This window comes from Dysgonomonas reticulitermitis (genome assembly GCF_054601275.1).
Genome location: NZ_BAAHWU010000020.1, coordinates 15,069 through 28,137, shown reverse-complemented (window position 1 = coordinate 28,137; position 13,069 = coordinate 15,069). Strand labels below are relative to the sequence as shown.

The window sequence follows — 13,069 nt, the reverse complement described above, 5'->3', positions numbered from 1 at the left end:
CTGATTTTTCCCTTTCTTCAGCTTGAATAGCGGGCTATTCGCGCTTCAGAAAAGAAAAAATCACTCTGAAAATAGTTCTGAAAATCGGAACGAATAAAATTTAAACAGATTCTAAAAAAAAGTACAGCTAAGATTTTCTTTATAAGCAGAAAACAACTATTTTTGTCGCTGCTAAATTTACAGGAATATAAAGTATAACTTATAATAATTAAAAGATGTCTAAGAAAAAACAAGCTGAATTGAGCGAAGAGAAAGACTGGAAACGCATTGACGATGCAGTGGTCGGATCAGAGCGATTTATCGAAAAATATCAAAAACAATTATTGATAGGCATCGGAGCTGTTGTTGTTATCGTATGCGGATTTTTAGGATACAACCACTTCATCGTAAAGCCTAAAGCCGAAGAAGCTCAGATAGCTATATACAAAGGACAACAATACTTTGGAGCCGGACAGGATTCACTCGCTGTATTTGGAGACGGGAATGGCTATGTCGGATTCGAATCTATAATGGATGAATACAGCTCTACAAAACCCGGCAAATTAGCAAAGTTATATGCAGGAGTCTGCTATGCAAACATGGGACAATACGAAAAAGCGCTGGATTATCTGAAAGGGTATAGCGGAAGCGACGAAATCATATCCTATCTGGTAAATGGAGCGATCGGTGACTGCCTTGATAATTTAGGAAAGGCTGAAGAAGCAGTATCTTATTATATAAAAGCAGCAAAAGGTGTGGACAACGAATCACAAAGCCCTATCTTATATAAAAAAGCCGGGCTGATATACCGTGACCTGGGACAATATGACAAAGAAATAGAAGTATTTACGACTGTCAAAAACCGGTATATGAAAAATACCCAAGCATTTATGGAAGCGGATAAATATATTGATGAAGCGACTATTTTGAAGAATAAAAAATAAGATTCAAGAATATATATATAAGGAAGAGGGTTTCTGTTTAAGATTCTCTCTTTTTTATTTTCACGACTTTATTATTAAAAAAAACAAAAATACTACTGTAAAATGTATTTATTTCGTTTCTTTGCACCGAATTTGGGTGATTAGTATCCGAATGGGAAGTATCTCTTAATTCTCTGCGTACAAATGTCTGATAAGCATCAGTATAAAACCATATCCCTGTTTACGGCAGGAGTAATTACTACAATAAGTATTACTCTTGTCCTTTTCTTATTGGGACTGACCTTCTTAGTAGGATTCACCGCAAAAGGAATGGGCGATTTCCTGAAAGAAAGCATGGGGATTTCCATAGAATTGACGGATAATATAGATGAAGCATCTATCGATAAGATCCAAAAGGAGCTAAATGCAAATCCTTATGTGAAATCGACAACCTATATCAGCAAGGAAGAATCAAAAAAGAAACTGATTGCTGATCTGGGACGTGACCCCGAAGAAGTGCAAGGTTACAATCCGGCGCATGCATATATTGATGTATTCATAAAATCGGAATATATGGAAACCGACAGCCTGCAAAAAGTAAAAGATAGTTTTACCCGCATGCAACTGCATGGAGGAAGTATTGTAAACGATTTTATATATAGCGAAGGTGACATAACGAATGTAAATAAAAACCTGTCGCTCATAGGCACCACACTTATTATATTGGCTGCAATACTGATACTTATTTCTTTCACTCTGATAAGAAGTATCATCCAGTTGAATATTTACTCAAAAAGATTCCTCATCAATACAATGCAACTTGTGGGGGCGACAAACTCCTTTATCCGAAAGCCTTTTATCTGGAGAATGGTATTAAGTGGAATCATAGCAGCTATTTTTGCCAATCTGGCTATCACGGGAGTCATATACTATGCTACGAACATCATGCCGGAAGCTATATCGATCGTAAAGATGCACGAGTTAGTCATCGTATATGGACTGGTTATTATCTCCGGGATAACAATCACATCTGTAGCTACAGCTTGGGCAGTAAACAGATATTTAAGAATGACAACAAATAAACTTTATCACGTCTAAAAACATGGATAAGAAAAATTTTGCCTTCGACAAACTGAACTATATCATCTGTGCAGTATCCGTTCTGCTCATAGTTACAGGATTCATCCTTATGACCGGATCTTCCTCTAGTGTAGAAGGAGGTTTCGAACCTGATATTTTCAGTACAAAAAGAATTGTAGTGGCGCCGATGGTTTGCTTTGCCGGATTCCTGCTGATGATAGTAGGTATATTGTATCCGGGAAAGAAAAGGTTATCCGGCGAAAACGAAGCCTAAACTAATAACAAAACTAATTATAATGAGTATTATCGAGGCAATTATAATTGCCATTGTGGAAGGCCTTACGGAGTTTTTACCTGTATCTTCAACCGGACATATGATTATTACCCAAAGTCTTTTGGGGATAGAAAGTAACGAATTTATTAAAGCTTTCACTGTAATTATACAGTTTGGCGCTATTCTTTCTGTTATTGTATTATATTGGAATCGTTTCTTTCGCTTCAAAAACGACAAACCAAGACAAGAACATGATAGTTTCCTTAAATTCGTCTTATATAAATATGAGTTTTACTGGAAACTCTTAATAGGTTTTATCCCTGCCGCGATCTTAGGGCTTTTATTCAGCGATAAAATAGACGAACTGCTGGAGAGTGTAACAGTCGTTGCTGTTACGCTGGTAATAGGAGGAATACTCATGCTATTTGTGGATAAGCTGTTTAATCATCCTGTAGAAGGAGAGCAAGAAATAACATACAAAAACGCTTTCATTATTGGATTTTATCAGTGTATAGCAATGATACCGGGCGTATCGCGTTCTATGGCAACTATTGTCGGAGGTATGACTCGCGGACTGAGCCGCAAAAATGCTGCTGAGTTTTCATTCTTTCTGGCTGTGCCTACAATGGCTGCTGCCACAGGATATAAATTGCTTAAACTTATTACTTCCGACACAGGATTGGAACTGCTAAAGGACAATGTAGGCGTATTGATTATAGGCAATATTGTAGCATTTGTTGTCGCTCTGCTGGCGATTAAATTCTTTATCGGATTCGTAACAAAATATGGTTTTAAACTTTTTGGCTGGTACCGTATTATCGTTGGAGGAATCATACTGATTCTTATGCTTACCGGACATGAATTAACAGTATAATGGATTTTATTTCCGGAGAGGTCTTATACATAAAGAAACCACTAAACTGGACATCGTTTACGCTGGTAAGAAAGTTAAGGAACAAACTTTGTCGAAAACTGGGTGTTAATAAGTTGAAGGTTGGCCATGCAGGTACTTTAGATCCGCTGGCAACCGGAGTAATGATTATTTGCACAGGAAAAAAAACGAAACTGATAGAATCGTTCCAGTATCAGACAAAAGAATATATAGCAACCATAAAATTGGGGGAAACAACTCCGTCTTTCGACCTGGAAACAGACATTGACGGAACATACCCTACAGAACATATTACAAAAGAACTGGTTCTCGAAAAATTGAACCGGTTTATCGGAGAAATACAACAAATACCGCCAACCTATTCTGCCTGTAAAGTAGAAGGTAAAAGAGCCTACGAGTTTGCAAGAGAGGGACAAGAAATCGAGCTAAAACCCAAGTCATTGGTAATAGACGAAATAGAACTCTTGAGCTACGACAAGCCGGTCATTGAGGTCAGAGTTGTATGCAGTAAGGGGACATACATAAGAGCTTTGGCAAGGGATATAGGACTGGCCTTAGACTCAGGAGCACACCTTACCGGGCTTGAGCGTACGCGTATAGGTAATGTTACTCTGGATCAATGTATTGATGGCGCACAAATAGAAGAATTTGTTGATGCGCTTATAATTTAAAAACAATAACCATTTAGATATGAAACTTTCCCAATTTAAATTTGATCTCCCTGATCAGTTGATCGCAACCCATCCTACAAAAAACAGAGATGAATCACGCTTGTTGGTGCTTAACCGAAAAACAGGAGAAATAGAACATAAGATATTTAAAGATATTATTAATTATTACGACGAAAAAGATGTCTTCGTATTCAATGACACCAAAGTATTTCCCGCCAGACTGTATGGCAATAAGGAAAAAACCGGAGCTACAATAGAAGTATTCCTGCTGCGTGAGTTAAATGAGGAGTTCCATTTATGGGATGTACTGGTAGATCCTGCCCGCAAAATACGTATCGGTAACAAATTATATTTCGGCGATGACGATTCGATGGTAGCCGAAGTTATAGACAATACAACCTCACGGGGCCGCACATTGCGTTTTTTATACGACGGGCCGTCTGAAGAATTCAGAAAAGCTCTTTACGCATTGGGCGAAACGCCAATCCCCAAATACCTGAACCGTGGAGAAGAACCCGAAGATAAAGACCGTTATCAAACCATCTTTGCAAAATATGAAGGCGCGGTTGTTGCTCCTGCTGCCGGACTACATTTCAGCAGGGAACTCCTGAAGCGTCTGGAAATAAAAGGCGTGGACTTCTCTTATATTACTCTTCATTCAGGATTAGGAAATTACCGCGATATAGACGTAGAAGACCTGACAAAGCACAAAATGGATTCTGAGCAGTTACAAATCACTCAGGAAGCCGCAGATATAGTAAATAATGCCAAAGACAACGGACGCCGGGTATGTGCTGTTGGCACTTCGGTAATGCGAGCCATAGAAACAATTGTAAGCACCGATGGCTATCTAAAAACAAATGGAGGCTGGACTAACAAATTTATTTTTCCTCCTTACGATTTTGGTATTGCCGATTCGATGGTAACAAACTTCCATTTGCCGCAATCCACTCTTTTGATGATGACAGCTGCTTTTGGCGGATACGATCAGGTAATGGATATATATGAACTGGCCATAAAAGAAAAGTACCGTTTCGGGACATATGGCGATGCTATGCTGATAATTTAAAGATGCCGGAAAAAGAAAAGCAGCATAACATTTTTTTAAGTCTGGGATCGAATCTGGGAGACAGAGGTGAAAATCTGGATCGGGCGCTCAGCTATATTGAAGAGCGGATCGGAGATATAATCACAACTTCCGCTTTTTACGTTACCGATCCTGTAGGTTTTAAATCCGATAACCAGTTCCTAAACGCGGTATGTAAGATACGTACGAAAAAGCAACCGCTCGAAATACTGAAAATTACTCAGAATATTGAAAAGGAAATGGGCAGGAAAATAAAATCTACAGACAAAATATATACAGACCGGATTATTGATATAGACCTCTTGTTGTTTGACGATGAGATACTGAAAACACCAAAACTGGAACTCCCCCACCCGCATCTGCACGAGCGCCTGTTTGTACTCCTCCCTCTGTCCGAAATAGCAGGAGATATGATACACCCGACGCTGCATCAAACGATAAGGCAGTTGAAGGAAAATATAGAAGGGTAGAAAGAAAATTCTACCTTTTTTGATTACTTAATTACAGACAAAAGCCCTTATTTTGTACCTTTGTGCCTGATTTTATTTTGGCATGAAACGAAGCATGATTTTTGTCAAATCACCAAAATCCATTATAATAAAAATCATGTGAGTTCCATATGGCAATTAAAATCAAAATTATTATCATATGAAATATATCTGGATATTAATATTGGGGCTTTCCACTGTATCAGCCTGTGGTTCCGGCGAAAATAACAAAAAAGAAAAGGGCGACTCTGAACCGAAAAAATATACCCGTTTCAGTGGAAATTATAATAAGACTTTCGATGATCTGCCCGATTTGCATATAGAAGCGGCAAAGGAGAATGGCATAGGACCACTCGAAGCAAGAGCCGACACAGCCCTATACATGGATAGATTGGTAAAAATCCCCGGAGAATTGGATATATACCGGGTAGATAAACTAACCCACTCCATGCCCTATTTAGTACCCAAAGCAGCTTCATTGTTATCAGACATTGCCCTAAACTTCAGAGATTCGCTCATCAGTAAGAAAATGCCTCTCTACAAACCGATTGTAACAAGCATTTTACGCACAAACGATGATGTAAAAGGCCTTTCGAGAAGAAATGGCAATGCCAGCGATAATTCTGTTCACAGATATGGAACGACATTCGATATTGCATGGACAAGATTCGACAAAGTTAATTCATCAGACGCTCGAACTCTGGACGATGGCAGGCTCAAGTCTGTTCTCGGACAAGTCCTGCACGATCTGAAAGAACGGGACAGATGCTATATCAAGCACGAACGAAAACAATCGTGTTTTCATGTAACAGTAAGATGAAATCAATTAGTAAATTCGTAAATTAGCAGATTAGCAAATATCTAAAACCAAAAGTCCTGCAATTTGCTAATTTTCAAATCTGCTAATTCGCTAATTAATAACGATGAAACGTTACTTTATATATCTGGCATATAACGGTGAGAAATATTGTGGCTGGCAAATACAGCCTAACGGTATCTCGGTACAAGAAACAATAGAGAGCGCTCTTGCTACCTTGCTTCGTGTCCCTACACCTATTGTAGGAGCCGGGCGGACGGATGCCGGCGTACATGCCAGAATGATGACAGCACATTTCGACTACGAACAAGGGAATACCGATCCGGAATTGCTGGCCAACAAACTAAACAGTATTCTGCCCAAAGATATTGCCATATATAAAATAGTAGAAGTAAAAGAAGATGCCCATGCGCGGTTCGATGCCACCTCAAGGTTATACCGATATTATATCACAACAGAAAAAGACCCGTTCCTGCATCCTCTGAAATATAAAATACACGGAAGTCTCGATTTAGATGCAATGAATGCATGCGCCAATGTGCTCTTCGAATACGAAGATTTTACCAGTTTCAGCAAGTCGCATACAGATGTTAAGACAAACAATTGCCGGATAATGCTCGCGCGATGGGAACAATCGGGGAGTAACTATATCTTCACCATTAAAGCGAACCGTTTTCTTCGAAATATGGTGCGCTCTATCGTAGGGACATTGCTCGAAACCGGACGAGGCAAATCAGACGTGGACGGAATACGACGCATAATAGAAGCGAAAGACAGGTGCGCAGCCGGAATATCTGTACCCGGACATGCTTTGTTTTTGGAAGAAATAGAGTATAATAACGAAATATTCATACAATGAAAACGAGCATGAATAGCGATTCACCAAAGTCTATGATAATTTTGTCATGCGAGTTTCCATACCACCATTAAAAACAAAATTATCGTATGAAAACGCAGAAGATACTTAGCGGAAGGACACTAAGAGCCTTTATGGAAAGTGAAAAATCGGGAGGTCTTGTATTGATAGTATGTACGTTCATTTCGATCCTCATAGCCAACTCAAGCATGAGCGATCATTATCTTTCCATATGGGATTTCCACGCAGGTGGACATTCTGTCGCAGACTGGATAAACGATGGTTTGATGGCTGTTTTTTTCCTTTTGATCGGATTAGAGTTAATACAGGAAGTCCATGAGGGAGAGCTTTCGAATATAAAACGGGCTATGCTACCCGTTTCGGGAGCATTGGGCGGGATGCTTATACCAGCCGGTATTTATATGTTCTTCAACTTTGGAACGACTACGCACGCAGGGTTTGGAATACCGATGGCAACCGACATTGCCTTTGCATTGGGCATCCTGTCATTATTAGGAAACCGCGTGCCTACATCGCTGAAAGTTTTTCTGACAGCTTTGGCTGTTATCGACGACCTCGGCGCAATTATCGTAATTGCCGTTTTTTATACAACATCGCTATCTTGGGTTAACCTCCTCATCGCTTTGGCGATATTCATTGTGTTGCTTGTTTTGAATAAAAAGTTCCATATAACAAATATGATCCCGTATATTACCGGAGGCATCATCATGTGGTATTTTATGCTTAATTCGGGTATTCATGCCACTATTGCAGGAGTATTGCTCGCTATAACAATTCCTTTCGCCAAAGGAGATAAAAAAAGCTTATCGAATAAATGGCAACACGCCCTGCACTATCCTGTTGCCTTCGTTATACTGCCCCTATTTGCATTAGCGAATACGGCAATAGTGATAGAAGGTAGTTGGGATCAGTCTATTGGAGAACCATTTGCTCTGGGTATCCTTTTGGGACTTATCATCGGCAAGCCGCTGGGCATCACCCTGTTTAGTTTTATATCGGTCAAATCAGGACTATGCTCTTTACCTAAAAGTACAAAATGGAAAGAACTCTCAGGTGTAGGTATACTGGGCGGTATCGGGTTTACGATGTCTATCTTTATCACATTACTGGCATTCAAAGGGGACATGCATTATATCAATGAATCAAAATTAATGATATTACTGGCATCACTCGTTTCGGGTATTATCGGATATACATGGCTGAATTATGTCTTCGGCAATGAAAAGTGAAAAATTGTCCGGTGTCCGTTTTATCTATAATAGACAATTTGAAAATTTGAAAATGAGCGAATTAGCAAATTTGAAAATGAGTGTGGAGTTTGTTACATTTTAGTTAAAAGATACGAGTAGACGAGATACGAGGTACGAGTTGTTGGCTGTTGACTGACTACTGACTACTAACTACTAACTACTAACTACTGTTCACTGTAGAAGTTTGTTACTTTTTAGTTAAAAAGATACGAGTAGACGAGATACGAGGTACAAGTTGTTGACTGTTGACTGACTACTAACTACTAACTACTGTTCACTGTAGAAGTTTGTTACTTTTTAGTTAAAAGATACGAGTAGACGAGGTACGAGGTACGAGTTGTTGACTGTTGACTGACTACTAACTACTAACTACTAACTACTGTTTACTGATAACTGTTCACTGATAACTGATAACTGATAACTGAAAAAATATGTGGTTAGTTCTTGCTTTTGTTTCGGCGTTTTTTTTAGGCTGTTACGATATTTGTAAAAAGAAATCGGTTCATGAGAATGCAGTGATCCCGGTTTTGTTTCTGAATACCTCCTTTTGCGCCGTATTACTATCCCCTCTTGTCTTGATCTCAACCTTTTCACCGGATACATTATCAGGTACAATCGGATACGTTCCATCGGTATCCTTAAAAACCCACGGCTATATATTTATAAAATCGGTAATAGTCCTCACTTCGTGGATATTCGGATATTTTGCCATAAAGCATCTGCCCCTTACTATCACAGGGCCGATAAATGCCACCCGCCCCGTAATGACCTTAGTAGGAGCATTACTTATTTTTGGCGAAAGGCTTAATTTATATCAGTGGGTTGGAGTCATTATAACCATTATTTCATTTTTTCTGCTATCCCTATCCGGCAAAAAAGAAGGGATCAGCTTCCATAAAAATAAATGGATTTTCTTTATGGTTCTAGCTTCGATAGCCGGAGCCGTAAGCGGGTTATACGATAAGTTCCTGATGCAGCAATTCAGCTCTACCGCGGTGCAGTTCTGGTTCAATTCTTACCAATGCCTCCTGATGTTGGCCGTGATGATCGTACTATGGTATCCAAAACGCACGACAACAACCCCTTTCAAATGGAGATGGAGCATTGTGTTAGTATCGGCCTTTCTTACCATTGCCGACTTTGTTTACTTCTATGCGCTGACAGATCCCGATGCGATGATATCCATCGTATCTATGGTTCGCCGAAGCAGCGTATTGGTCTCTTTCGCAGGAGGTGTGATATTCTTCCATGAAAAAAACTTAAAAGGAAAAGCTATCGATCTCGTTTTAATAATCGTTGCAATGTTTTTCCTATATTTGGGAACTAAATAGATTTTATACATAATGAAGAAATTACTATTCGCCATAATACTCTTAACAATTACAACTACTATTTCAGGGCAAGATATAAAAAACATAATCCTATCTATGCCCGAAAGCATCATCTACGGGCTGGAAGCAAGCGAAAAAAATCTCCTTGCAGCAGGACTGGAAGATACAGCGAAATTGACTGTAAACAGAGGGAGACTTGGAGAAATAACAAGGCTTTCCGTATCACCGGATTTTGTGTCATTTAAAACTTCTGATGCAGGAACCGTTGAGATAAAACTTTTACCCCTGATCAATGACTCTCAGATTATATGCGTGATAAGAACAGTATGTGCCGATGCTTGCGACAGCCAGTTACAGTTTTATACAACAAAATGGATACCTATCAATCAAGGAGATCTTTTTCCTAAAAAAGATAAAAATTGGTTCATAAGATCCGACATCGATAAAGACAGCGAGGAGTTTAGAAATGCTTATGCAGCATTGGATATGACCCCAATAAAGATGAAACTGTCTCCAACAGACTTATCACTGATGGTGTATTACGACATAAAAGAATATTTGAACGGCGAGGATTATAAAAAAATAGAGCCTTTTCTCATAGAGAACCCCAAAATACTCTATTGGGATAAATCATCCTATAATTAACAAGTACAAAACAAATATGAAAAGAACAACACTACTATTAAGCTTCTTTATAGCCGTTTCAGCTGTATTTGCACAAGACTACAACTACAAATTCCGTCTGATATTGAAAGACAAAGGTAAAACCTCTTACAGAATAAACAAACCTGAACAGTTTTTGTCCCTCAAAGCAATAGAAAGAAGGCAAAAGCAAGGAATAAAAATAGATGAATCCGACCTGCCTATATCCCGGGATTATATATCGGCTATAGAAAAAACAGGTGGAAAGGTTGTGGCAAAGAGCAAATGGCTGGGTACAGTGGCTGTACATTGTTCCGACAGCACAATGGTAGAACAGTATAAAGCTTTGCCATTCGTCAGCGATGCTGTATTTGTATGGAAAGGGAAAACAAAAGGAGAGCCTAAAGAAAGAAAAGAACAATTCTACCCGGCAAAAGAAATGGTTTCGTTTGGAAACAATTATGGCAAAGGGATCGATAATATTAAGCCTAATAATGGGCAATACCTACATAAAGCAGGATACAAAGGTAAGGGCATGCTGATTGCTGTGATCGATGCCGGATTTAATCATTTGCCACAAATAGAGATGCTCGATAATTTAGATATAAAAGGCTCTGAAAGTTTCGTATACGAAGACGAAGGCATATTCTCTAACGGTGGGCAGCATGGACTGAATGTATTGTCCTGCATTGGCGCCAACAAACCTATGCAATTTGTGGGAACAGCCCCGGAAGCCAGCTTTTGGTTGTTAAGCTCAGAAGACTCCCGTTCCGAATTTCCTATCGAAGAAGATTATTGGGCTACGGCAATAGAATTTGCCGACAGTCTGGGCGTCGATGTTGTTAACACATCTATGGGCTACAACAATTTTGACAATCCGGCCGAAGATTATACACACGATGTATTGGATGGCAAAACAGCCCTGATTTCCCGTGCCGCCGACAAAGCTGCCGACAAAGGAATGCTTCTGGTCATTTCCGCCGGAAACTCCGGAGACTCTGAATGGGAAAAGATTACTCCTCCGGGCGATGCAGTGAACATCCTTACAGTAGGCGCGATAAAACGCGACTCTATAGTAACGGCTTTCAGCTCTCGTGGCATGACTGCCGACTTCAGAATAAAACCCGATGTTATGGCACTAGGCGATGCTTCTATTGTAGTCGGCGATCGGGGAAATGTAACAATGAAAAGTGGAACTTCCTTCGCCTCACCTATCATGTGCGGCATGGTTACCTGTTTATGGCAAGCCTTCCCTACTCTGACTAACAAAGAAATACTGCAAGTTGTACGCGAATCGGGAGACAGGTATGAAGACCCTAACCAAGATTATGGATATGGCATTCCGGATATGGAGAAAGCTGCGCAAATAGCTCAAAAAATAGCCGACCAGAAAAAGAAAAAATGAATAATGCCGCGGTCTCTCTCTATGAACTGAACGTATTAATAAAGGACGTACTGGACAACAGCCTTCCTGAGATGTTCTGGATAAGAACTGAAACAAGCGATGTGCGTGTCAACCAGAACGGGCATTGCTACCTTGAGTTCATAGAGAAAGATAATCGTGGAAAGAACCTTATAGCTAAATCCCGGGCAATGATATGGGCGAATACATTCCATTTGCTCAAGGCTTATTTTGAAAACTCGACAAAACAGCCCTTTACTTCGGGACTGAAAGTTTTGGTACAGGTGAGTGTGGAGTTCCATGAACTATACGGATTCAGCCTGACTGTCCACGATATTGATCCGAGTTATACGCTCGGAGACCAAGCCTTAAACAGGGCGGCGATACTGAAGCAACTGGAAGAAGAAGGTGTCCTGTACCTGAATAAAGAATTGGAGTTAGCAACCCCAACAAACCGCATTGCCATTATTTCGTCTCCTACGGCAGCCGGATATGAGGATTTTCTCGATCAACTAAACAGAAATGTATACGGACTTGCTTTTTACACCAAATTATTCCCGGCTATCATGCAGGGAGACCGTGCGGAAGATTCAATCATATCGGCTCTGGAACGTATCTATGAGCATATCGATCTGTTTGATGCGGTAGTCATTATAAGAGGCGGAGGAGCAACCTCCGATCTTAGCTGCTTCGATTCTTACATGCTTGCCACCAGCTGCGCCCAGTTTCCGCTACCGGTAATTACAGGCATCGGACACGAACGGGATGAAACCGTACTCGATATAGTCGCACATACACGTGCCAAAACACCTACAGCAGTAGCGGAATTTCTTATTGCCAATTTATCGGAGACCGCTTATGAATTAGATAGCCTCTCGCAAAATATAGCAACGTTTGTCACCCAAAGGATTCAGGAAGAAACAATACAGTTAGACCTCTTGGAAACAAAGAACTCTTTTGCATTGAAAGGATGGTACAGAGAACAGGAAACAGCACTGTCCTCAGCCAAAAACATCCTGAGAAAAACAACACAACAGTTCCTCAAAGAGGAGAAAAACAAGCTGGACATAACCGAAAAACATTTAGCGCTGATGTCGCCCGATAATATCCTGAAAAAAGGATATACCCTGACGATGAAAGATGGGAAAGTAGTAAAACTAAGCCGCGATTTAAAAGCCGGCGATTCAATAACAACTGTATTTTCCGATGGCCGGATAGAGTCTATTATTAAGCCATCTTAACCAAAAATTCACATCTCAAATTCTCACATATTCCCCCTATAGATAAAATCTAACAGTCTATTGTTAAACTTTATTTAAATAAGCTTTTTGACACAAAATAAGTGACTTAAAGATT

General features: G+C 39.9%; 14 protein-coding genes. All 14 read left to right on the top strand.

Features of this window, described 5'->3' with window-relative positions; all coding sequences use genetic code 11:
* Positions 1-215: 215 nt before the first annotated feature.
* Positions 216-923 carry a tetratricopeptide repeat protein gene (locus ACYPZI_RS09020; protein ID WP_459600775.1) on the top strand — a complete coding sequence of 236 codons (708 nt, stop codon included), beginning with the start codon at positions 216-218 and terminating at the stop codon, positions 921-923.
* Positions 924-1,106: 183 nt separating this feature from the next.
* Positions 1,107-2,000, top strand: coding sequence for a cell division protein FtsX (locus tag ACYPZI_RS09015; protein ID WP_459600773.1), 894 nt, complete (start codon positions 1,107-1,109; stop codon positions 1,998-2,000).
* A gap of 4 nt (positions 2,001-2,004) precedes the next feature.
* A complete protein-coding gene (locus tag ACYPZI_RS09010) occupies positions 2,005-2,256 on the top strand; it encodes a DUF3098 domain-containing protein (protein ID WP_459600771.1) in 252 nt (83 codons plus the stop codon).
* 22 nt (positions 2,257-2,278) lie between these two features.
* Entirely contained in the window at positions 2,279-3,130 is an 852-nt protein-coding gene (locus ACYPZI_RS09005) for an undecaprenyl-diphosphate phosphatase (RefSeq protein ID WP_459600769.1), read from the top strand.
* Entirely contained in the window at positions 3,130-3,819 is a 690-nt protein-coding gene (truB, locus tag ACYPZI_RS09000) for a tRNA pseudouridine(55) synthase TruB (protein WP_459600767.1), read from the top strand. Before ACYPZI_RS09005 ends, truB begins: the two co-directional genes overlap by 1 nt.
* A 19-nt stretch (positions 3,820-3,838) precedes the next feature.
* On the top strand, positions 3,839-4,888 hold the full coding sequence (gene queA / locus ACYPZI_RS08995; protein WP_459600765.1) for a tRNA preQ1(34) S-adenosylmethionine ribosyltransferase-isomerase QueA: 1,050 nt from the start codon (positions 3,839-3,841) through the stop codon (positions 4,886-4,888).
* Positions 4,889-4,890: 2 nt separating this feature from the next.
* On the top strand, positions 4,891-5,376 hold the full coding sequence (gene folK / locus ACYPZI_RS08990; protein WP_459600763.1) for a 2-amino-4-hydroxy-6-hydroxymethyldihydropteridine diphosphokinase: 486 nt from the start codon (positions 4,891-4,893) through the stop codon (positions 5,374-5,376).
* Between the two features lie 178 nt (positions 5,377-5,554).
* The gene (locus ACYPZI_RS08985; protein ID WP_459600761.1) at positions 5,555-6,214 is read left to right on the top strand and encodes a DUF5715 family protein; all 660 of its coding nucleotides are present in this window, start codon (positions 5,555-5,557) and stop codon (positions 6,212-6,214) included.
* A 103-nt stretch (positions 6,215-6,317) separates the two neighbouring features.
* Positions 6,318-7,070, top strand: a complete 753-nt coding sequence (gene truA, locus ACYPZI_RS08980; protein WP_459600759.1) for a tRNA pseudouridine(38-40) synthase TruA — start codon at positions 6,318-6,320, stop codon at positions 7,068-7,070.
* A gap of 86 nt (positions 7,071-7,156) precedes the next feature.
* Positions 7,157-8,317 (top strand): Na+/H+ antiporter NhaA, encoded by a 1,161-nt coding sequence (gene nhaA, locus ACYPZI_RS08975; protein WP_459600757.1) that lies wholly within the window; start codon positions 7,157-7,159, stop codon positions 8,315-8,317.
* Positions 8,318-8,769: 452 nt separating this feature from the next.
* Complete coding sequence (locus tag ACYPZI_RS08970) at positions 8,770-9,669, top strand: EamA family transporter (RefSeq protein WP_459600755.1); 900 nt, start codon at positions 8,770-8,772, stop codon at positions 9,667-9,669.
* A 12-nt stretch (positions 9,670-9,681) separates the two neighbouring features.
* Positions 9,682-10,314, top strand: coding sequence for a DUF3256 family protein (locus ACYPZI_RS08965; RefSeq protein ID WP_459600753.1), 633 nt, complete (start codon positions 9,682-9,684; stop codon positions 10,312-10,314).
* Between the two features lie 16 nt (positions 10,315-10,330).
* The gene (locus tag ACYPZI_RS08960; protein ID WP_459600751.1) at positions 10,331-11,716 is read left to right on the top strand and encodes a S8 family peptidase; all 1,386 of its coding nucleotides are present in this window, start codon (positions 10,331-10,333) and stop codon (positions 11,714-11,716) included.
* Positions 11,713-12,954, top strand: a complete 1,242-nt coding sequence (gene xseA / locus ACYPZI_RS08955) for an exodeoxyribonuclease VII large subunit (protein WP_459600749.1) — start codon at positions 11,713-11,715, stop codon at positions 12,952-12,954. The genes ACYPZI_RS08960 and xseA overlap by 4 nt, the downstream gene beginning before the upstream one ends.
* The last annotated feature ends 115 nt before the right edge of the window (positions 12,955-13,069 follow it).

Excerpts from the sequence above, each read along its gene's own strand:
- ACYPZI_RS09020 (WP_459600775.1), top strand. The coding sequence starts at position 216 with ATGTCTAAGAAAAAACAAGCTGAATTGAGCGAAGAGAAAGACTGGAAA.
- ACYPZI_RS09015 (WP_459600773.1), top strand. The coding sequence starts at position 1,107 with ATGTCTGATAAGCATCAGTATAAAACCATATCCCTGTTTACGGCAGGA.
- ACYPZI_RS09010 (WP_459600771.1), top strand. The coding sequence starts at position 2,005 with ATGGATAAGAAAAATTTTGCCTTCGACAAACTGAACTATATCATCTGT.
- ACYPZI_RS09005 (WP_459600769.1), top strand. The coding sequence starts at position 2,279 with ATGAGTATTATCGAGGCAATTATAATTGCCATTGTGGAAGGCCTTACG.
- truB (WP_459600767.1), top strand. The coding sequence starts at position 3,130 with ATGGATTTTATTTCCGGAGAGGTCTTATACATAAAGAAACCACTAAAC.
- queA (WP_459600765.1), top strand. The coding sequence starts at position 3,839 with ATGAAACTTTCCCAATTTAAATTTGATCTCCCTGATCAGTTGATCGCA.
- folK (WP_459600763.1), top strand. The coding sequence starts at position 4,891 with ATGCCGGAAAAAGAAAAGCAGCATAACATTTTTTTAAGTCTGGGATCG.
- ACYPZI_RS08985 (WP_459600761.1), top strand. The coding sequence starts at position 5,555 with ATGAAATATATCTGGATATTAATATTGGGGCTTTCCACTGTATCAGCC.
- truA (WP_459600759.1), top strand. The coding sequence starts at position 6,318 with ATGAAACGTTACTTTATATATCTGGCATATAACGGTGAGAAATATTGT.
- nhaA (WP_459600757.1), top strand. The coding sequence starts at position 7,157 with ATGAAAACGCAGAAGATACTTAGCGGAAGGACACTAAGAGCCTTTATG.
- ACYPZI_RS08970 (WP_459600755.1), top strand. The coding sequence starts at position 8,770 with ATGTGGTTAGTTCTTGCTTTTGTTTCGGCGTTTTTTTTAGGCTGTTAC.
- ACYPZI_RS08965 (WP_459600753.1), top strand. The coding sequence starts at position 9,682 with ATGAAGAAATTACTATTCGCCATAATACTCTTAACAATTACAACTACT.
- ACYPZI_RS08960 (WP_459600751.1), top strand. The coding sequence starts at position 10,331 with ATGAAAAGAACAACACTACTATTAAGCTTCTTTATAGCCGTTTCAGCT.
- xseA (WP_459600749.1), top strand. The coding sequence starts at position 11,713 with ATGAATAATGCCGCGGTCTCTCTCTATGAACTGAACGTATTAATAAAG.